Below are 20,633 nucleotides of genomic sequence, written 5' to 3' on the forward strand. Positions count from 1 at the left end.
ATAGGTGGTAAAATTACAACAATAGTCTAATTAAGCACTTTTATGGCCCAAATCATTCTTTATAACAAGCCTTTTAACGTATTAAGCCAATTTACCGATCAAGAGCAGCGAGCCACCCTAATGGCGCATCTAGCGCCATATAAGGGCTTTTACCCCGCAGGCCGCCTGGACAGGGATTCGGAAGGATTACTGCTACTGACCGATGACGGCAAACTACAACATCGCATCAGCCATCCCCAACAGAAGCTCGAAAAGACCTATTGGGTACAGGTGGAGGGTGACGTCGAGGAAGAAGCCTTGCAGGCGCTACGACATGGGCTCGAGCTTAACGATGGCCCCACACGCCCCGCCAAAGCCAAACGCATCGATCCTCCCAGCCACTTATGGCCCAGAACACCACCGATTCGCGAGCGCAAAAACCAGCCTACGCAATGGCTGGAAATCAGCATCAGCGAGGGCCGCAATCGACAAGTCCGGCGGATGACGGCTGCCGTTGGCCACCCGACTCTGCGCCTTATACGAGCCGCTATCGGTCACTGGAAACTCAATGACCTCGCCCCAGGGGAACACCGATTGGAGACCGTCCACCTGCCCGATAATCACGAGGGGAAACAACACAAGCACTCAAAACGTCGACCACGCACTCACACTAAGCCCCCCAGGAAACGGTAAAATAGCCCGACAAGCACTCATCTTGATGATGGAATAAGCAGCTCGCTGAGTGATTTGTTAAAAAACTACAAAACCCAAAACAACACACAAGCGTTAAGCCAGAAACCATGAATCAGGACCTGCCCCACTTAAGCGCCCCTCACTGCACCGTCGCCACCGTTGTCGAACGCCAGCAACGCTATTTGCTGGTTCTTGAAGAGCGCAACGGCCAACTGGTTTACAACCAACCCGCGGGGCATTTGGAACTGGGTGAATCGCTGGTTGACGCCGCGGTCAGGGAAACACTGGAAGAGACCGCCTGGCATGTTCAGATTCGGGCCTATCTCGGGGTTAGCCTGTATCGCGCTCCGGCAAACGGCATTACCTACGTTCGACACAGTTTCAGCGGGCGAGCCATGGGTTTTGAGCCAGATCGAGTTCTCGATTCCGGTATTGTGGATGCCGTCTGGCTGGATTTCATGGAGATTGAGGCGCTTCGGGATCGACTGGCCAGTCCCCTCGTATACCAAGATATCTTGCGTTACCGCCAGGATAAGCTCTACCCCATAGAAATGGCGGATACCTATATTGCCCCTGAGCTGGAATAAGCAAGCCTCACTGCGCGTCAAATCAGAAACAATCCCCGCCCCTATTACCACGCTCCCCAATTGGACAGCTATACCCCGCAGCAGTAGAATGCGCGCCCAATTTGCATTAACGTACAAACATCATGAGCCCTAGTAACAAGCCCATTTCAGAAACCAAAGTCATTGTCGGCATGTCCGGTGGTGTGGACTCCTCCGTCTCTGCTCTCTTGCTTCTGCAAGCCGGCTATCAGGTGGAAGGTCTGTTTATGAAAAACTGGGACGAAGACGACGGCAGCGAATACTGCACCGCTAAAGACGATCTCGCCGACGCTGAATCCGTGTGCGCAAAACTTGGCATAAACCTGCACAGTGCCAATTTTGCTGCTGAATACTGGGATAATGTCTTTGAACACTTCCTGGCGGAGTACCAGGCAGGCCGCACACCCAATCCGGATATCCTCTGCAACCGCGAAATCAAGTTCAAAGTCTTTCTGGACTATGCAGAGCTGCTCGGCGCCGATTACATCGCTACCGGGCACTATGTTCGTCGCCTTGATAAAGAAGGTCGAACACATCTCGCCAAGGGCTTGGATAACAACAAAGATCAAAGCTATTTCTTGCATGCCGTCAGCGAAGCAGAGTTCGCCAAATCCCTGTTCCCTGTAGGAGAGCTTGAGAAGCCCGAGGTACGTGCACTGGCCGAAGAACACGGTTTGATCACGCACAATAAAAAAGACAGCACCGGCATCTGTTTTATTGGCGAGCGTCGCTTTAAGGATTTCCTTGCCCAGTATCTGCCCGCTCAACCGGGCATTATTGAGGACCTGGACGGCAACGCGCTGGGTCAACACAGCGGATTGATGTACCACACCATTGGCCAACGCCAGGGTTTGGGCATTGGCGGTGTTAAAGGCCAAGCCGAGGCCCCGTGGTATGTTGTCGAAAAAGACCTCGAACGCAATGTCTTACTCGTCGCCCAGGGTAGCGACCATCCTCGCCTCTACAAGCAATCCTTGACCGCCAGCCAAAGCCACTGGATCGGCGACAACCCCTGCGCCGATGGCCAAGTATTTCACGGCCACGCCAAGATTCGCTATCGCCAAGCCGACCAGGAGTGCTGGGTACGGGAAACCGCGAATGGCGAACTGCAGATCAACTTCGCCGACCCGCAGCGAGCGGTAACACCGGGGCAGTCAATTGTGTTTTACCAGGACGATGTCTGCCTTGGTGGTGCGGTTATCGATCAAGCCCAAGATGACATCATTGTGGAACTGGCCGACCAGATAGCGGCAGCAAGCTGAATCAATATGGCAAAGAACTGGCAAGACATCAGCCTGGCACTCGCCGGCGTATTTCAAAGTACCGCTTTGGTCGATCAAATTGCACGTACCGGCTACCTGCCGACCGAGCCCTACCAATGCATGATTCAAAGCCTGTTTGAGCAGAATCCTGCGCACACCCAATCGGTATACGGCGGTGCTCAAGGGGTTGATATGGGACTGCGCATCATGGCTCAACTGCTCGATAATCGAGTTGACCGCGAGCACCCCAACACCATGCGGTACGTCATGGGCATTTTGCACTTGCAGAAAAAGCTCAGCAAAGACCAGGACTTACTGAGCTTTATCGGCGAACGCCTTACTCAGGCCAAACGCCAGGCAGATCACTTCGACAACATCAGTCACGACAGCGTGATAGCAAACCTGGCCGGCATATACAGCGAAAGCCTCAGTCACTACAAGTTTCGAATTCAGGTCATGGGCGATGCCGCCTACCTGCAACAACAGCGTGTAGCCGAACAGGTTCGCGCCCTATTGCTGGCCTCCGTACGGAGCGCCACACTCTGGCGACAAGTGGGCGGCAGTCGGCTCGACATATTATTCCATCGCAAACGCCTGTTGAAAGCCGCCCACCTGTGGCTGAACGAGGCGAGCTGAGCACTCATTTTCCAGCTCTGCCTGACCATGCCTGAATTGACAGCCTGTATTGACCCTAGGAAAGGCCAATATGACAGAGGCATTAAACTGAGGGCGCATTTCAGGTAGAATGCCGCCCCTTGAAACCATGGGCCCCGGCCCACCACTTTGCCAGACAAACTGTGAGCACCTGCTATGAGCCTTACCACTCTTAATGCCGTTTCCCCAATTGATGGCCGATACGGTAGTAAAACCAGCGATTATCGCGATATTTTCAGCGAATTTGGTCTAATTCGTGCGCGCGTTGAAGTTGAGGTTCGTTGGCTGCAACGCTTGGCAGAGCACCCACAAATCAGTGAAGTAAGCCCTTTCAGCGACGCCAGCAACACTCTATTAAACGATCTGGTCGACAATCTGACGGAAGAACACGCTGCACGCATCAAAGAGATCGAAAAAACCACCAACCACGACGTTAAAGCGGTTGAGTACTTTATTAAGGAACAGTTTGCGGGCAACGAAGAACTGCTGGCCGTCAACGAATTCGTGCACTTTGCCTGTACTTCGGAAGACATTAACAACCTGTCCCATGCACTGATGCTGAAACAGGGCCGTGAGGTTTTGTTGGCTCAGATGGAAGATATATACAAGGGTATCGCCCAAATGGCGAAAGACTTCGCCGCAATCCCAATGCTGTCCCGAACTCACGGCCAAACCGCATCACCTACCACCGTTGGTAAAGAAATGGCCAACGTTGCCGCCCGCCTGGCTCGCCAGATCAAGCAAGTGAAAGCCGTTGAGCTGCTGGGCAAAATTAATGGCGCCGTTGGTAACTACAATGCCCACCTGAGTGCTTACCCAGACATCGATTGGCAAGCCAATGCCGAAACCTTTGTGAGCAGCCTGGGCCTGACCTGGAACCCGTACACCACGCAAATTGAGCCACATGATTATATTGCCGAGTTGTTTGACGCCATCGCACGTTACAACACCATTCTGCTCGATTTTGATCGTGATGTCTGGGGCTACATTGCCTGGGGGTACTTCAAACAGAAAACCGTTGCGGGTGAAATCGGCTCTTCTACCATGCCCCATAAAGTTAACCCGATTGACTTTGAAAACTCTGAGGGCAATCTGGGTTTGGCCAACGCGGTTTTTCAACATCTGGCCGCGAAACTGCCAGTTTCTCGTTGGCAGCGTGACCTGACCGATTCCACCGTATTGCGTAATATGGGTGTAGGCTTTGCCTATAGCGCCATCGCTTACGCTTCTACCCTGAAAGGTATGAGCAAGCTGGAATTGAATAAGGAGCGACTGGCTGAAGACCTGGACAACAGCTGGGAAGTTCTGGCCGAGCCGATTCAAACCATTATGCGTCGCTACAACGTTGAAGGTGCCTACGAAAAATTAAAAGATCTGACCCGGGGTCAGGCGATCAATCAGGCAACCATTCAAGCTTTCGTTGAAACTCTGGACGTACCTGAAGAAGCCAAAGCCGCCATGCGCGAGCTGACGCCAGCTAACTACATCGGTAATGCTGTCAACCAGGCTGAAAACATCTAACGCACTACCGGGAAATTTATGGGCAACGTACTCACACAGCTCGGCGACATATCCGTCGAGCATTTTCTCGCGGAATACTGGCAACAGAAACCCCTGCTGATTCGCCAAGCCCTGCCCGGTTTTGAATCCCCTATAAGCCCTGATGAACTCGCCGGCCTGAGTCTGGAAGATGAGGTTGAATCCAGAATCATTTTGGAAAACCATCAGGGCGCACCTTGGCAATTGCGCAAAGGCCCTTTTGACGAACAGACCTACCAACAACTTCCTGATACGAACTGGACATTATTGGTTCAAGCCTTGGATCTGTTTGTTCCGGAACTTAAACATCTGCGTCAACAGTTTCAGTTTCTCCCCGATTGGCGACTGGATGACATCATGGCAAGCTTTGCCGTTGATGGGGGCAGCGTGGGCCCGCATTACGATCACTATGATGTCTTCCTGCTACAAGGGTATGGAAAGCGCCATTGGCAAGTAGGCCAGACCTGCAATGAACACTCTCAACGACTCGATGGCACACCGCTGAATATTTTGCAGGAATTTCAATGCCTGGACAGCTATGTACTGGAGCCCGGTGACATTCTGTATCTGCCGCCCCGAGTGGCACACTGGGGTATCGCCCAAGGTGATTGCATCACCTACTCCGTCGGATTTCGAGCACCGAGTCAAGCACAACTGCTTGACGAACATTTTCAATCTCTGGCCGAAGGCTTCAGCGAATTCCAACGTTATGAAGACCCCAAAATCAAACAGCGCGAACATAGCCACGAATTACTTCCAGAAGACATTGCTCGGGTGCGACACATTCTCGAAGAACACCTGAATAACGCTGACAGCAATATTATTCACTGGTTAGGCCGTCTACTCAGTGAAACCAAATATTCTGATGACGGGGAAGCTCACGATAGATTCAGCGAAATGCCAACACAGCTGCTCAAAGCCGACGACGCGCGCTGCCTGTTCTTCCGTGAAAACGATCAGCAGACCTTATTGTTTATCAATGGCGAACAGCGCGAATGTCCACTTGCACTGGCTATCGAGATTTGCGAATCTGACTGGATAGACAGCGAACACGCGATTACACAATTTAACAACGCGGAAGACGGTATTGAGTTTGTACAATGGTTATTGTGTAGCGGCGCGTATTTTGAAGACGAAGACAGTCTTCCTGAAGAATAATCAAGAAGCGGTGATGTTATGGCGGCAACAATTTCCAAAGTAGACTGGCAAGATGCCGAAGCGCAGTTGATGGCAATCCGTCGAGAAGTGTTTATCGAAGAGCAAGGTGTGCCGGAAGAAGAAGAAATCGACCCCAAAGATGCGCAGTGCGTACATTTTTTGGCAGTGGATGAACGAGGCAAAGCTGTAGGCACATCCCGTTTATTGCCAGGTGGGCAAATTGGACGCATGGCTGTACTGTCGTCACAGCGAGGTACCGGTCTTGGTGGCGAACTGTTAATGGCGGCCGTCAATTATGCCCAAGAGCAACATTACACGAATATTTTCCTGCACGCCCAAACCCAGGCTATAGGCTTTTATCAACGTTATGGATTTGAAGCCGAAGGGCCAGAGTTTATGGACGCCGGCATCCCTCACCGCAACATGGTATTCAAACCGAGCTGATTCAACGCCATTCAAATGAGCTGGTCAATAATCGCACCCGCCTGCTCATTTTTTTCTTTTTGTAAAGTAATCTGCACTTGCTGCAAGGTTTGCTGCTTGCTCTTTTCACTCACTGCTTGCGCATAATCTGTATCCGAAAGCCGGCTCTTTGCGGCAGACAAATTAATACTGCTTACATCGTAATTATTGATGCGCGCTTCCAGGCCATTACTTTGTGCACCCAGCTCAGATGCACGCTCTAACAGGCGCCCTTGTAAGTTATCCAATGTCGTCAGATTGTCTTCGACCGAAGCTGAGAGATTTAAGGAAGACAAATAGGAATCTGCTTCTGCATCCGTGCCAAGACCCTGAGCCGCCAAATCATTCACCGTTTCGACAATACTATCCGCTTCTGGCTGCAAGGCATTGGCGTCGCTGGTGCCATTACCCGCTTGCAAAACCAACTCACGGGCACGAGCCACACCTTCTAACGCCCCCTTTAAATACCCTTCTGAAATTTGATTCAAACCCAGTTGATCACCCAGGTTTCGAGTGAGAACGTTATTCGCACGTAATTGAGAATCAAAACGGGTGTCCTGGGCCAAACCCGCAGCGTCATCAGCGGCGGAGTTTATGCGGCGACCACTGCTGAGCTGGCGAAAGCTGTCTTCAATAGCCCGATTCGTATTGCTGTAACTGGGAGGAAAACCACCAAAATCATGAATACCCGGCATAGACATACCCTCAGGAGTACAGGTTCAGAAAAATCAAAAGCCCATAAAGTATGCTCTGGATACCTGGCAAACACTCGCCATGTAAGACCAGTGGCAACACACAACGCCGTAAAATCGATCAAAGGCACTAAAGTAGTATCACAATGCTCAAGAAATTGACGCCGAGCCCGCAGCGAAAATCCGACCAGCTTTACTGCCAAAAATACGACACTCAAAAATTAAACTTATCGAACTTTTCACAGTGAAACTACACTCCAGCCTCAGCGAATGATTCCCCCAATTGGTATGCTATCAGCTACTATAATTGGAACGGAAACCAAATGAATTGACGAAGCATCAAGTCATCAGGAATAGAAGTATGCGACGCCACCACAACTTATTGACACTTGTCTTGGGGTACATAATATTTTGTACACACGCAATCGCCACCCCAGTGCAAGGCTTTAACTGCCAATACCAGTTGCAAAATTGGAGTGATGCTGAAGCCCGTCACGCATTGACGCAATGGCCACAAGACAGCAAGCGATTTATTCTCGTTCAATCTGGACGGGTCAGCGCCACACTCGATCGAGCTGACTGTTCTCGCTTAATCAGCTGGCTGCGCCATAACGAAAGCGCCACATCAGCCCTCCAACTGACATTGTTTCATGGCAAACATCCAAGCAAAATTATTCCCAATGCCGCGCAGGCGGGAGATCACAATAACCGCCGATACAGTAGCGACACTCACCGTCCACGGTCAGAAAAAATTGTTCAGTTTCCACTGACTCTGGGGCAAGAAACGCGAATCAGCCAGAGCTTATGGCAGGGCAAACAAGACCCAAGCAATAGAGCATCGAGTGAATTTTTCCACACGACTGGCAGGCCAGCACTTCAAAGCCACGCATTAAGCAAAAAACCTCCGAGAGTGCAGCCACCGGGATGGTTGCGGGTCAAACCGGCTTTCGAACAGGAAAGTATGTTTTCATTTACGGTACTGCAAACCCTTAACAATCAGGATGCATTGAAGCTGAAGCTCAAAATTCAACAGTGGCAATATGATGCCACGCAGGAACGTTGGCTTGAGCGGCGCCAGCGTGTTGAACAACTGACGTTGTCTCAGTGGCATAACCTTGATGAGGTGTTTAACACTCAACAAACGAAACCACAAATGACCAAGAAGCGCTATTCAACACAACAACAGGGGCCATTGAAGCGTTTTTATTTTCATATTGAGGCACTTTAAGCCGAAAAATAAGGTATTTGATGAATTGTATTGAGCAAAAATGATATTTTCCTTGGTTGCTTATGACAAAGCGCGTATAATTTCGCCACTTTGTTGTATCCGCTTAGTAACGAAGATCTTTACATCCGTTTCCGGTGTATCCCCTCTTCCCGTCCTGGTACCCGCCGCCTTGAGCCGGTTTTCCTGAATGAGTGTGCATAAGCTGGGTACATTGGCGCCTGTTAGAGCGCCGCGCATTCTCCTGCCAATCTAAAACACCCTAGGACACTAGCGATGTCAGCGATAGCGGCCGGAGTACGATTACACCCACTTATTTGGACACCAGAATGACTGACCAACCACTCAGCTTTGCTGAATTGGGCTTGCCCGACGCTATTGTAAAAGCCGTTGCCAAAGTAGGCTACGAGCAAGCTTCCCCTATCCAGGCCGCCAGTATCCCGCCTCTGCTTGAAGGCAAAGATATTTTGGGCATGGCCCAAACCGGCACTGGTAAAACCGCTGCATTCGCTTTGCCATTGTTGAGTAAAGTTGACGTAAAGCTCAAACAGCCTCAAATACTGATTCTGGCCCCGACTCGCGAGCTTGCCATTCAAGTGGCAGAAGCCTGCAGTCGCTACGCGGCCAACCTCAAGGGATTCCATGTCCTGCCTATCTACGGCGGTCAGGATTATGGTAGCCAGTTGCGTCAATTGAAACGCGGCGCCCAGGTTGTTGTTGGTACTCCGGGTCGCGTCATGGACCACATGCGTCGCGGCACCCTGAAACTGGATGCCCTGAAAGCGCTGGTTCTGGATGAAGCAGATGAAATGTTGCGTATGGGTTTTATCGATGACGTGAATTGGATTCTGGATAACTGTCCGGAAGACAAGCAAGTCGCCCTCTTCTCTGCGACGATGCCAAAGGAAATTCAACGCGTTACCGAGCAGTATCTCAACGACCCTGTGACGGTGAAAATCAAAGCTGAAACAGCAACTGTTGAACGCATCGAACAATCCTATATGCAGGTGCGCGGTCACGAAAAGCTGGAAACGCTGACCCGCTTGCTCGAAGTGGAACCGTTTACAGGTGTTATTATTTTTGTGCGCACCAAAAACGCCACTGCTGAAGTGGCAGAAAAATTGGAAGCACGAGGTTATGCCAGTGCCGCGCTGAATGGCGACATGAGCCAACAGCTACGTGAGCGCGCCATCAATCGCCTAAAACAACAAAAGCTGGACATTATCGTGGCCACCGACGTTGCCGCGCGAGGCATTGATGTAGCGACCGTCAGCCACGTGATCAACTACGACATTCCTTACGACAGCGAGGCCTATGTGCACCGTATCGGCCGCACCGGCCGTGCCGGCCGCAGTGGTAAAGCTGTTCTGTTCATTACCGCGAAAGAAACCCGCATGCTCAGAACAATCGAGCGCGCCATCGGCCAGAAAATTGATAAGCACCGCCTGCCAAGCTCTTCCGAGATTTCCGAGCAACGCATCGGTCAGTTTAAAGAGCAATTACAATCGGTACTCGAAAACGAAACCCTGGACTTCTTTCAGGATTTGGTCGGCCAATGCTGTGACCAATTCGAACGCTCCGGCTCTGAGATTGCTGCTGCGCTTGCGTTTATGGCCCAAAAAGATCGCCCACTGCAACTGCCTGAGGAAAAACCTCGACGCGAGCCTCGTGAGCCACGTGAACCCCGCGAGAAGAAAGACCGGAAAAAACGCCAAGGCAGTGGCGAAGACAACAGTAACATTACCTGGATCAACTACCGCCTCGACGTGGGTCGTGAGCACGGGGTTCGCCCGGGTGACATTGTGGGCGCCATTGCAAACGAAGCCGGCATCGACAGCGACTATATTGGCCGCATTAATTTACACGGCGACCACAGTACGGTTGATTTACCGGAAGGCATGCCAAAGGAAATTTTCCAGCAATTGCGCAAAATGCGTATTCGTCAACAGCCGGCTAATTTCACCCGCAATGAAGATGCCGATTCAGAGCCGCAGGACAGATCTGGTGATAAGCCTGAGCGCAAACCCAAAAGCAAAAAGAAACCGGCAAATTCCGATAAGCGCCAGAGCAAACCTCGACGCCCTAAAGGTGACTCCTCCAAGGGAAAACATAAGCCTCGTTAGTTTATGGGCGCCCAGCGTCAACTAAACATATGGATCTATGAGTACGCAGCCAAACCCACCATCACGCTTTGACCAGCTCCCGGAGCTGGTCCGCCTAGCCTGGCCAATTTTGATTTCACAACTCGCCATCTCCGGTATGGGGGTGGTGGATACCATTATGGCCGGCAGTGTCAGCTCGATTGATCTTGCGGCGGTTGCGGTGGCTTTCAGTCTTTGGCTCCCAATACTGATGTTTATGGTGGGTCTTTTCAGCGCGACATCAAGCCTGGTCGCCCACGCCTGGGGCGCGAATGACCCCAGCACGGCAAAACTGCATACCATTCAAAGTATTTGGATTGCCGTTGCCTTAGGCATTACCTCCGCGCTTTTGGTGACTCAAGCACCGATTTTACTCAAAGCCATGGACATTGACCCAAGCGTTCACCCCATTGTCATTGCCTATTTGGACGCGATGGTTCTCGGGTTACCTGCGGCCGCGGTCTATCAAGTCCTTCGGGCCAGCAGTGAAGGTACCGGGCACAGCAAACCCGTCATGCAGATCAATCTGCTGGCGTTTTTTGCCAACATTCCTCTGAACTTTATTTTTGTTCACGGCTACCTGGGTATGCCTGCCATGGGTGGAGCCGGTTGCGGCTGGGCAACTGCCGCCGTTATGTGGATGAACACCCTGGCCCTGGCCCTGTATATGCACAAGGCCCCCCAGTTCAAAGAACTCAAACTGTTCCGCGACGGCCTCATGTCACCCCAACTTAAAGCCAGTGGGCAGATTCTGGCTCTCGGCTTGCCCATCGGCGCAGCGGTGTTCGCTGAGGTCGTTATTTTCTCGATTATTGCTCTGCTGATTGGCTCCCTTGGTGCCACGGTCATTGCTGGCCACCAGATCTCGATGAACGTCTCGGCCATCACCTTTATGCTGCCTTTAAGTGTGAGTATTGCGGTCACCGTTCAGGTCGGCCAACGCCTGGGCGCCAAACGCCCCGAAGAGGCCCAGCGAACCTGGCGCCAAGCCATGCTCTTAGCCACCGCCATTGCCAGCACAAATGCCCTGATGATCTACCTGTTTGCCTGGCCTATTACCGGTGTGTACAGCGATGAACTGAAGATCCGGGAATTAGCCACCGGCCTACTGCTGTTTGCGGCAGCCTATCAGATCTCAGATGCCCTACAGGTCGCAGCAGCCGGAGCTTTGCGGGGATATAAAGACACCCAGGTCACCATGTACATCACCCTCTTCGCCTATTGGGGTGTCGGCTTGCCACTGGGCTACACACTGGGTCTCACTGACCTGATCAGCCCTGCTTCTGGCCCCAAAGGATTCTGGATCTCCCTGCTGATTTCACTCAGCCTCGCAGCCGTGTTACTCATGTGGCGCCTGCAACACATTAGTCGCAAGAACATGGCTATATCAACCACTACATATGGCTGATATAGCCATAATTTCAATCAGACACAAATGTGTCATTTAATTGTAATCATATCCTCCGTATAATCGCGGCGATTAGTCTGGCCTGACCCCTGTCCGGCCAAAAAGTTTCGCAGAAATAGAAAATTTGAATTCAAGTTTTACTCAATCACTAGGGGGATTTATGGTTGGTATCAACCAGAAGAAGTCACTATTAGCTGCTGCTGTCGGCCTTGCTGTTGGCCTGAGCGCAGGTGTACAGGCCCAGGAGACCACCTCCGCGATTCGCGGTCAGGTATTCGGTCCTCAAGGTAACCCTGCTACCTCAGCTTCCGTGACCATTGTTAACCTTAAAACCAATCGTACCAATACAATGCAGACCAATGATTCTGGTCGCTTTGTTGCTAAAGGTCTGGCTGTTGGCGGTCCATATAAGGTCACCATCAGCAAGAATGGCAACACCTCTGTTGTCGACAATGTATTCCTGCAATTAGGTGGTAGCTACCCTATCACTACCCAGCTTAACCCTTCTTCCGATATCGAAGAAGTGACGGTTACAGCAACTCAGCTGGCCAACACCGCTTTGGGTGTCAGCCGCTCGTTCGACGTTGTTGATCTGGAAAATGCTCCAACCTTCAACGCCGATATTAAAGACCTGATCAAACAAGATCCTCGTGTTTACATCGACGAATCTTTCTCTGATGCGATTCAGTGTGCCGGTGCCAACCCACGCTTTAACTCCCTGACCGTTGATGGCGTTCGTTTGAACGATAATTTCGGCTTGAACAGCAACGGTTACCCAACCGAGCGTATGCCTTTCCCGTTCCGCGCCATCAACCAGACGTCCGTTGAACTGGCGCCATTTGATGTTCAGTACGGCCAGTTCAGTGCCTGTAACATCAACGCCGTGACCAAATCCGGTGACAATGAATTCACGGGCAGCGTATTCTATGAGTTCAATGATGACTCCCTGTCTGGCGACAGCCTGGAAGGCGATTCCATTGATCGCGGTACCTTCGAGAAGAAACGCTACGGTTTCACTGTTGGCGGCCCTCTGATTGAAGACAAGCTGTTCTTCCACGCGTCTTACTACAAGCAGGAAAGTGCCAACCTGTTCAACCGCGGCCCTGTTGGCTCTGGTGCGGCTGTTGAAGTTCAAGGTTTGAGTCAAGCTGATTTCGATCGCATTCTGCAAATCTCCCGTGACGTTTACGGTTACGACCCAGGCCTGCCGGTTTCTTCTTTGCCAAACGAAGATGAGAAATTCTTGGTTAAAGTTGATTGGAACATCAACGATGACCACCGCGCCGCCTTCACTTACAACTACAACGATGGTTTCAACATCAGTGAAGCGGACGGCGACTCCAACGAATTCGAATTCACCAACCACTACTATGAGCGTGGCGCTGAACTGAATTCTTATGTCGCACAATTTTTCTCTGACTGGAGCGACAACTTCAGTACTGAAGTTAAAGTTGGCTATGTAGATTTGGACAACCGTCAGATTTCTCTGGATACCGCTGGCTTCGGTGAAGTTCGTATCAGCACCAACAACGATGGCGCTCGTGCCAACGTATTCCTGGGTGGTGACGATTCTCGCCAATCCAACAAGCTGAGCTATGAGACCATGTCTTATAAGTTCTCCGGTACTTACACATACAACGATCACAACTTCACTTTTGGTTACGAGCGTGAAGAGTTCGATGTCTTCAACCTGTTTATCCAGCACTCTCAGGGTGAGTTCCGTTTCAATAGCATCGACGATTTCGAAGCCGGTACGCCGTCTCGCATTTATTACGGTAACGCAGGTGGTACCAACAATCCTTCCGACGGTGCGGCCGAGTTCGGATATGACGTAAACACAGTTTACTTCCAGGACGAGTACTCATTCAGCAGCGCCGACGTAACGTTGGTTGTTGGTGCACGTTATGACTGGTACGAGAGCGATGATCTGCCAACCGTTAACCCTGCTGTTGAGGAAAATTACGGTTTCTCCAACGCCCAGAACATGGACGGTAAGGACTTGTTCCAACCACGCGTTGGTTTTGAGTGGAACGTTAACGACAGCTTGGAAATTCACGGTGGTGTAGGTGTCTACTCTGGTGGCAACCCGAACGTTTGGATTTCCAACAACTACTCCAACGACGGCGTTCGTGTACTGCAAATTCAAGACCGCAGCGGTGATTCTCTGTTTGGTTATGAGTATGCCAACGGCGGCTCTCCAATCCGTGACGTGCCTCAGCACTTGATCGACGCAGTAGGTCGTGGTGAAGGTTTCAACGGTGGCTTGAACTTCATGGATCCAAACTTCGAACTGCCTCACTCCATCAAGTACGCACTGGGTGGTAGTTACGAGTTTGATGATGGTCACTTGTTCCAGGCTGACTTCTTGTACTCCGAGAACAAAGACTCTGCGATCATCATCGATGCAACTCGCGAAACTGTTGGTACGGCACCTGACGGTCGCCCAATCTACGGCTCTATCAATGGCCGCAGCCAGGACTTCCTGCTGACCAACGTTCAAGGCGATTCCGGCGAAAGCACCGTTGTTTCTTTTGCTTTGAGCAAAGAGTTTGATAACGGCTTCGACTACTCTCTTTCGTATGCATACACTGATGCAACCGAAATCAGCCCAATGACCAGCTCTGTTGCGTTCTCTAACTACGTAAACGCTGCCAGCTCTAACCCTAACGCGCCTGACGAAGCGACGTCAAACTACGTGATTCCTCACCGTTTCACTTTGACTCTGGGTTATGAAATGGAGTTGTTCGATGGTTTGAAAACTCGCTTCAACCTGTTCGGCACCGCAAACGAAGGTCGTCCATACAGCTACACCTTTGATGAAGGCTTTATCTTCGGTGATTCCACCGGCTTTATCTCTCGTCACCTGGTATACGTACCAACAGGCGCTGACGATCCAAACGTTGTCTTTGGTGATAACTTCGACACCGACGCTTTCTTCGCGCTGGTTGACTCTGAAGGTTTGGCCCGTGGTCAAATCATGGAACGCAACAGCTTGAACGGTCGCTGGTGGAACAAGTTTGACCTGAAAGTGACCCAGGAAATCCCAGGATTTGCTGAAGATCACAAAGGCAAGATTCACATGACCATCAAGAACGTTGGCAATATGCTGAACGATGACTGGGGCGTATTGTACGAGCCTAGCTTCCCACGCTCACAGCCAATCGTTGCAGCCAGCATCAATGACAACGGCCAGTACGTTTACGAAGAGTTCATCAAGCCAGCCGGCGAAACTCGCGTAGCACGTCCTTCCTTCTGGGAGCTGTGGATTGGTGTTGAATACAAGTTCTAAGAACTGATTATTCGAGGAATAGGTACCGGGCATGGATGCCCAGCAAAATGGAAATAGGCACAAGTAAGTGCAGAACAAGAAGTAAAATTAAAGCCGGCGAAAGCCGGCTTTTTTCATTTCGGAACAACAGAACACTTACACACTTAAAAAGACTGCCCGCAGCAACATAAACCACAACAGAGCCGACGACAGCAAGTAAGCAGCAAAACGATGCATCACCTTGTTGTAACTGCAATGAACCACACTGTGCAGCAAGCGAAAAGCGAAAAAGCCCCAAGCCCCGTAAACAAAAACGGCATCCACCAAATTACTCAAATGCAGATAAACCGCCAGCACATAGAACAACACCGGCAATTCAAATAAATTGGCCAAATTGTACGCGGGTGCCATGGCCTTTTCAGGCAGTAACTCTTTCACTTTTTCGGGTGTATTAAGTCGATCAGCAGCAATGCCATTGGACATTGCATTGGACAAGCGTCGGTACAACAGTGTCGCCCACACCAGCATGGTTAAGAGCATCATCGCCAGTACCGGCATAAAGATTGTCATTTCATTTACGTTCGCCATTGTATTCTCCTAAGGTCATTTTTTTAGTCGACCATGAGCATACAAGAATTATTTCTCCACCAACAATGCCAGCATGGAGGAAAATCCGGCCAAAGAGACACAAGCACAAAGAATCACGATGAGAGAAACCAATCAAAGCGAAATCAATAAAAATTTCAAAGAGAGATGGTAGCTTGAATTTAAAACGGGGAGACATTACGGCAGCTCTGGGGTCCAGAGCTGCCGTCAGAGTTTAAAGCGATGCGAGCCTAAGCCTGGTATTTGGCTTTGGCCTTTTTACGGTAAGCGTGCAGTAATGGCTCAGTGTAACCGCTTGGTTGAGTCTTACCTTCAAAAACCAGGGCACAGGCCGCCTCGAAGGCCACGCTATCGTCAAAGTTTGGTGCCATAGGACGATACTCAGCATCATTGGCGTTCTGCTCATCGACCACCTTAGCCATGCGTTGCAGAGTCTCCGTCACCTGCTCCTTGCTGCACACGTCATGTTCCAACCAATTACAGATGTGCTGGCTTGAAATACGGAGTGTGGCACGATCTTCCATCAAACCCACATTGTGGATATCCGGCACCTTGGAACATCCCACGCCCTGATCGATCCAACGCACAACATAACCCAGAATGCCTTGTGCATTATTGTCCAGCTCGGACTGAACCTCTTCAGCACTCAAGGTGCTGGCGTCTGCCATTACAGGTACAGTGAGAATGTCATCCAGGCTGGCGCGCTGACGCTGCTTCAATTCATCCTGCAGAGAAATAACATTCACCTGATGGTAATGGGTGCTGTGCAAAGTCGCGCCATTTGGCGACGGAACCCAGGCCGTATTAGCGCCGGATTTGGGATGCCCGATTTTCTGCTCCAACATTGCTGCCATTTCGTCTGGCATTGCCCACATGCCTTTCCCGATTTGGGCCTTACCTTGTAAGCCACAGGCCAGACCATTGTCGACATTCCAGTCTTCATAGGCGTTGATCCACGGCTGCTGTTTCATTTTTGCCTTTGGAATCATGGCACCGGCCAGCATGCTGGTATGGATCTCGTCACCCGTGCGATCCAGGAAGCCGGTATTAATGAAGACCACACGCTCTGAGGCCGCACGGATACACTCTTTCAAGTTAACGGTAGTGCGACGCTCTTCGTCCATAATCCCCGCTTTCAAGGTGTTACGCGGCAGGCCCAAGGCATCTTCCACACGGGAGAACAATTCACAGGCAAAGGCCACCTCTTCCGGGCCATGCATTTTGGGCTTCACGATATAAACCGAACCTGTGCGGGAGTTACCGCGCGCTTCTCGATCGTTCACATCACGCTGTAAATCGTGCATAGCGGCCAGAGAGGTCACCATCGCATCCATAATGCCTTCCGGCACTTCATTCCCGTCCTTGTCCAAAATCGCATCATTGGTCATCAGATGGCCAACGTTACGCACAAACAAAAGGCTACGGCCAGGCAGACGCAACTCGCTTCCGTCCGGGCGAGTATAGAAGCGATCGGCATTCAGTCGACGCGTCATCATCTGGCCGCCCTTCTCAAAGCTGTCCTCAAGGTTACCCTTCATCAGGCCCAACCAATTGGCGTACACCTCAACTTTATCTTCGGCATCAACCGCAGCAACGGAATCTTCACAGTCCATAATGGTGGTAACCGCCGCTTCAACCAGCAAATCTTTCACATTGGCGGGGTCATCTTTGCCAACATTGTGGCTAGAATCAATTTGAATTTCGACATGTAAGCCATTGTTTTTCAAGAGAATAGCACTTGGGTGCAATGCATCACCTTGATAGCCCTGAAACTTCTCTGCTTGGGCCAAGCCGGTCACACTGCCATCGCTGAGTTTCACCTGAAGCTCACCGTTTTCAACGCTGTAAGCCGCGGATTCCTGATGGCTTCCAGAATGCAAAGGCGCCACCTGGTCCAAGTGCTTACGAGCAAATTCAATAACCTTTGCCCCACGAATCGGATTGTAGCCACGGCCTTTTTCCGCACCACCGCTCTCACTGATCGCGTCTGTGCCGTAGAGAGCATCGTACAAACTGCCCCAGCGGGCGTTGGAAGCATTCAGGGCGAAACGGGCGTTCTTAACCGGCACCACCAACTGAGGGCCCGCCTGTTCGGCAATCTCAGTATCAACATTCTCAGTGCTTACAGCAAAATCACCGCCCTCGGGAAGCAGATAAGCGATATCCAGCAAAAACTGTTTATAGCTGGCAAAGTCGCCTTTCGGGTTTTCTTGATGCCAGGCATCGATTTTGCTTTGGAAATCTTCACGCTTGGCCAATAAAGCTTTGTTCTTCGGGGCCAGATCCGTGATGATGGCCTCAAAAGCCTGCCAGAAATCTTGGGTGTTCACGCCGGTACCTGGAGCAATTTGCTCCTCGATCAAGCGATACAGTGCCGCATCAATTTGCAAGCCACCTTGCTGGATTCTTTCGCTCACGGGTATTGCCTCCACAGTCTTAATATAGGTATCACACACAAATTCTATGGAAGCTAGCTTTATTTGGCGAATTTATAGGTTTTATATTGGGTATTTTTTAAAGGAATACTGGGCACCGAAAGTGCCCAGTTATACAGAACAACACCGTTCTGAGCTGAAAGTCATTGAGGCCTTATGCCGCCTGCTCTTTCGGCAGGGCGAACTCAAAGCGGGTGCCCTGGTTGATCTTGGATTTCACCTGAATATTGGCTTCGTGGATATCCATAATGCGCTTCACGATGGCCAAGCCCAGCCCTGTCGAGCTAACGTCCTCGCGACTGCGATCTGGATTCGCGTAGAAGCGGTCGAAGATATACGGCAAGTCTTCCTCACTGATCCCTCTTCCAGTGTCACCAACCGTCACCTTGATCTTCTGGGGACTGTTCGGATCTGCAACGATCCCCAGCTGGATTAAACCGCCTTCAGGCGTATAGGCAATCGCATTCCGTAAGAGGTTTTCGAAAACACGCTGCATCAAACTGATGTCTGCGAACACCAAAGCATTATTCTGCTCATTGTGAATATCGAGCTTGATTTGCTTCGCTTCCAGCTCTAGACGAAACTCCTGTGCGGTATCGAACACCAACTCTGCCAAAGAGAAACGTTCGAAGTTTGGACGCGTATGATTGGATTCCAGCTTGGACAATTCGAACAGATCCCCAATCAGCTGTCCCAGACGGCGGGAGCTTTTCATCGCCGTATTCAAATATTCCAGGCGCTCGGCTTCATTCAAGGTGCCGTTTTTAATCAACAGGGTTTCAAGGTACCCCTGAATGGTCGCCAATGGCGTGCGCAAATCATGAGAAACATTGGAAATCAGTTCGCGGCGAGTCGCGTCCGCCTCTCTCAACAATTCGAATTGCTGTTTGATCTGACCTGACATCGACCCAAAGGTCAGCTGCAACAGCTCAATTTCGTCCTTTGCGACCGCCTGCTGAATCGGGTCTGTAGCGACCTGAGGCAGTTCATGACGAGCAAAGTTATGCATCTTATGACTCAGAGCACTTAAACGACGTACCAGCAGCCGGAAAACCAACAGACCTGTCAATACCGCCACCAAGGTGATCAAAGCAATCGCCGTAAACACCATGGTTCGGCTGTAGCTGTCTTTTAGGCCATCGCCGATATTATCGTAGGCCTGCCCGCCGAGAATCACATACAGATACCCCTGCAGCTGCCCATCGTTTTCAATGGCCGCAGCAGAAAACACTTTTTCAACATCAGGCTGTCGGGGATCTTGCCCACGTAGCGGAAACTCTTCCGTTCCATTGATAAAGGCCTGAATGGGTTCGATGGGCACCTGCTTGAGCAAAACCGAGTCCGGCGGCAAGTCGTGGCCAATAATATGTCCGTGCACATCCAATAAATACACTTCGACGACCGGATTAACCACCATCGCTACGTGGGCCACTTGTTTAATGGCCTCCGTGCTCGGCGTGTTAGACTCGTCCTGTATCAATTGATACTCGCCATTCACGTATTTCGCGATATCAAAATTAAGCTTTTGGGTCAGCTCGTCGTAGTAAACTCGCATCCAGGCCTGACTGGCAACAAATACGCCAATACCCAAAGTCGCCACGATCAGCACCAGCGCCAGAGATAACTTGGCGCTCAGCGTACTGAAGATGCTTGAACGCATCAGTTTTACGGATTGTTCTTCTTGATTCATAAACTCTACAGTCTTTTTAACAGGTCGTGGCTGATCAGGATGCCTGTAAGGCTTGTGCTTCCAGTTTGTAACCCACACCCCATACCGTCACGATAATCTCGGGATTGTTCGGATCCTTTTCAATTTTGGCGCGCAGGCGGTTAATGTGTGAATTAACCGTGTGCTCATACCCATCGTGGCCATAACCCCAAACACTGTCCAGCAACTCTGAACGGCGGAATACACGACCAGGCTGTGCAGCAAAATGGCGCAGCAGATCAAACTCTCGAGCAGTGAGGTCCACCAGCTCTTCCCCCAGACGAACCTGATGCAATTCGTCATTAATGGTCAGACGGCCAAGATCGATACTCTCAGTCACTTGCTGCTCTTTGGGCTCTAAGGCCTCGACACGGCGAAATACTGCCTTGATACGAGCGATCAGTTCCATAACGCTGAATGGCTTAGTGATGTAATCATCCGCACCGATATCCAAGCCCAGGACACGGTCCAACTCACTTGAACGCGAGGTCAGCAGCAGAATGGGAACAAAGGCCTCGTTCCAGCGCACGGCACGGCAGATTTCCAGACCGGAAGGTCCTGGCAACTGGATATCCAAAATCATCAAATCCCAGTCCATCGCACAGGCCATACGCATGCCTTCATGCCCATCAACGGCATGGGTCACTTCCGCTCCCAAATCGCCCAGATGCAAACGCACCAAATCCGCGATATCCTGTTGATCTTCAACAATGAGAATCTTTTTGTTTTCCATCGATCACTACCTTTTCTTCCAATTCAGCCTCAATTGCTTACTTCTTACCCACGTAAGCGGTGCCC

Annotated in this window: 16 protein-coding genes; 11 read left to right on the plus strand and 5 right to left on the minus strand. The window is 50.9% G+C overall.

Annotated elements, in window-relative coordinates:
* Window positions 1-42: 42 nt before the first annotated feature.
* From ABWW03_RS10510 to ABWW03_RS10540, 7 genes are all read left to right on the plus strand, one after another.
* The gene (locus tag ABWW03_RS10510; RefSeq protein WP_353408151.1) at window positions 43-672 is read left to right on the plus strand and encodes a pseudouridine synthase; all 630 of its coding nucleotides are present in this window, start codon (window positions 43-45) and stop codon (window positions 670-672) included.
* Between the two features lie 107 nt (window positions 673-779).
* On the plus strand, window positions 780-1,259 hold the full coding sequence (locus ABWW03_RS10515) for an NUDIX hydrolase (RefSeq protein ID WP_353408152.1): 480 nt from the start codon (window positions 780-782) through the stop codon (window positions 1,257-1,259).
* Window positions 1,260-1,381: 122 nt separating this feature from the next.
* Window positions 1,382-2,539, plus strand: coding sequence for a tRNA 2-thiouridine(34) synthase MnmA (gene mnmA / locus ABWW03_RS10520; protein ID WP_353408153.1), 1,158 nt, complete (start codon window positions 1,382-1,384; stop codon window positions 2,537-2,539).
* Window positions 2,540-2,545: 6 nt separating this feature from the next.
* Window positions 2,546-3,175, plus strand: coding sequence for a high frequency lysogenization protein HflD (gene hflD / locus ABWW03_RS10525; protein WP_353408154.1), 630 nt, complete (start codon window positions 2,546-2,548; stop codon window positions 3,173-3,175).
* Window positions 3,176-3,349: 174 nt separating this feature from the next.
* Window positions 3,350-4,714, plus strand: coding sequence for an adenylosuccinate lyase (gene purB / locus ABWW03_RS10530; RefSeq protein ID WP_353408155.1), 1,365 nt, complete (start codon window positions 3,350-3,352; stop codon window positions 4,712-4,714).
* Between the two features lie 18 nt (window positions 4,715-4,732).
* On the plus strand, window positions 4,733-5,890 hold the full coding sequence (locus ABWW03_RS10535; protein WP_353408156.1) for a cupin domain-containing protein: 1,158 nt from the start codon (window positions 4,733-4,735) through the stop codon (window positions 5,888-5,890).
* An 18-nt stretch (window positions 5,891-5,908) separates the two neighbouring features.
* Window positions 5,909-6,334: a GNAT family N-acetyltransferase gene (locus tag ABWW03_RS10540; protein ID WP_353408157.1), complete on the plus strand. Its 426-nt coding sequence runs from the start codon at window positions 5,909-5,911 to the stop codon at window positions 6,332-6,334.
* 11 nt (window positions 6,335-6,345) lie between these two features.
* On the opposite strand, the gene ABWW03_RS10545 is transcribed toward ABWW03_RS10540, so the two are convergent.
* Entirely contained in the window at window positions 6,346-7,047 is a 702-nt protein-coding gene (locus tag ABWW03_RS10545) for a flagellin (RefSeq protein ID WP_353408158.1), read from the minus strand.
* A gap of 358 nt (window positions 7,048-7,405) precedes the next feature.
* Here ABWW03_RS10545 and ABWW03_RS10550 point away from each other — a divergent pair, with 358 nt between their 5' ends.
* From ABWW03_RS10550 to ABWW03_RS10565, 4 genes are all read left to right on the plus strand, one after another.
* Window positions 7,406-8,272, plus strand: coding sequence for a hypothetical protein (locus ABWW03_RS10550; RefSeq protein ID WP_353408159.1), 867 nt, complete (start codon window positions 7,406-7,408; stop codon window positions 8,270-8,272).
* A 326-nt stretch (window positions 8,273-8,598) separates the two neighbouring features.
* On the plus strand, window positions 8,599-10,392 hold the full coding sequence (locus tag ABWW03_RS10555) for a DEAD/DEAH box helicase (protein ID WP_353408161.1): 1,794 nt from the start codon (window positions 8,599-8,601) through the stop codon (window positions 10,390-10,392).
* A gap of 37 nt (window positions 10,393-10,429) precedes the next feature.
* A complete protein-coding gene (locus ABWW03_RS10560) occupies window positions 10,430-11,818 on the plus strand; it encodes an MATE family efflux transporter (RefSeq protein WP_353408163.1) in 1,389 nt (462 codons plus the stop codon).
* A 160-nt stretch (window positions 11,819-11,978) separates the two neighbouring features.
* Complete coding sequence (locus ABWW03_RS10565; protein ID WP_353408164.1) at window positions 11,979-15,107, plus strand: TonB-dependent receptor; 3,129 nt, start codon at window positions 11,979-11,981, stop codon at window positions 15,105-15,107.
* A 135-nt stretch (window positions 15,108-15,242) separates the two neighbouring features.
* On the opposite strand, the gene ABWW03_RS10570 is transcribed toward ABWW03_RS10565, so the two are convergent.
* The 4 genes from ABWW03_RS10570 to ABWW03_RS10585 all read right to left on the minus strand — a co-directional run bounded on the left by ABWW03_RS10570 (window position 15,243) and on the right by ABWW03_RS10585 (window position 20,568).
* A complete protein-coding gene (locus ABWW03_RS10570; protein ID WP_353408165.1) occupies window positions 15,243-15,674 on the minus strand; it encodes an MAPEG family protein in 432 nt (143 codons plus the stop codon).
* A 248-nt stretch (window positions 15,675-15,922) separates the two neighbouring features.
* On the minus strand, window positions 15,923-18,109 hold the full coding sequence (locus ABWW03_RS10575; RefSeq protein WP_353408166.1) for a malate synthase G: 2,187 nt from the start codon (window positions 18,107-18,109) through the stop codon (window positions 15,923-15,925).
* 172 nt (window positions 18,110-18,281) lie between these two features.
* Complete coding sequence (locus tag ABWW03_RS10580; protein ID WP_353408167.1) at window positions 18,282-19,817, minus strand: sensor histidine kinase; 1,536 nt, start codon at window positions 19,815-19,817, stop codon at window positions 18,282-18,284.
* A gap of 34 nt (window positions 19,818-19,851) precedes the next feature.
* Window positions 19,852-20,568 carry a response regulator transcription factor gene (locus ABWW03_RS10585; protein ID WP_353408168.1) on the minus strand — a complete coding sequence of 239 codons (717 nt, stop codon included), beginning with the start codon at window positions 20,566-20,568 and terminating at the stop codon, window positions 19,852-19,854.
* Window positions 20,569-20,633: the final 65 nt, after the last annotated feature.

The sequence above is a fragment of the Pseudoteredinibacter isoporae genome, from assembly GCF_040372805.1.
In the GTDB taxonomy this organism is placed as follows: Bacteria; Pseudomonadota; Gammaproteobacteria; order Pseudomonadales; family Cellvibrionaceae; genus Pseudoteredinibacter; species Pseudoteredinibacter isoporae_A.

Coding starts and splice junctions, on each gene's coding strand:
- purB (WP_353408155.1), top strand. CDS start 3,350: ATGAGCCTTACCACTCTTAATGCCGTTTCCCCAATTGATGGCCGATAC.
- mnmA (WP_353408153.1), top strand. CDS start 1,382: ATGAGCCCTAGTAACAAGCCCATTTCAGAAACCAAAGTCATTGTCGGC.
- ABWW03_RS10585 (WP_353408168.1), bottom strand. CDS start 20,568: ATGGAAAACAAAAAGATTCTCATTGTTGAAGATCAACAGGATATCGCG.
- ABWW03_RS10515 (WP_353408152.1), top strand. CDS start 780: ATGAATCAGGACCTGCCCCACTTAAGCGCCCCTCACTGCACCGTCGCC.
- ABWW03_RS10510 (WP_353408151.1), top strand. CDS start 43: ATGGCCCAAATCATTCTTTATAACAAGCCTTTTAACGTATTAAGCCAA.
- ABWW03_RS10550 (WP_353408159.1), top strand. CDS start 7,406: ATGCGACGCCACCACAACTTATTGACACTTGTCTTGGGGTACATAATA.
- ABWW03_RS10545 (WP_353408158.1), bottom strand. CDS start 7,047: ATGCCGGGTATTCATGATTTTGGTGGTTTTCCTCCCAGTTACAGCAAT.
- ABWW03_RS10580 (WP_353408167.1), bottom strand. CDS start 19,817: ATGAATCAAGAAGAACAATCCGTAAAACTGATGCGTTCAAGCATCTTC.
- ABWW03_RS10555 (WP_353408161.1), top strand. CDS start 8,599: ATGACTGACCAACCACTCAGCTTTGCTGAATTGGGCTTGCCCGACGCT.
- ABWW03_RS10570 (WP_353408165.1), bottom strand. CDS start 15,674: ATGGCGAACGTAAATGAAATGACAATCTTTATGCCGGTACTGGCGATG.
- ABWW03_RS10540 (WP_353408157.1), top strand. CDS start 5,909: ATGGCGGCAACAATTTCCAAAGTAGACTGGCAAGATGCCGAAGCGCAG.
- ABWW03_RS10560 (WP_353408163.1), top strand. CDS start 10,430: ATGAGTACGCAGCCAAACCCACCATCACGCTTTGACCAGCTCCCGGAG.
- ABWW03_RS10535 (WP_353408156.1), top strand. CDS start 4,733: ATGGGCAACGTACTCACACAGCTCGGCGACATATCCGTCGAGCATTTT.
- hflD (WP_353408154.1), top strand. CDS start 2,546: ATGGCAAAGAACTGGCAAGACATCAGCCTGGCACTCGCCGGCGTATTT.
- ABWW03_RS10565 (WP_353408164.1), top strand. CDS start 11,979: ATGGTTGGTATCAACCAGAAGAAGTCACTATTAGCTGCTGCTGTCGGC.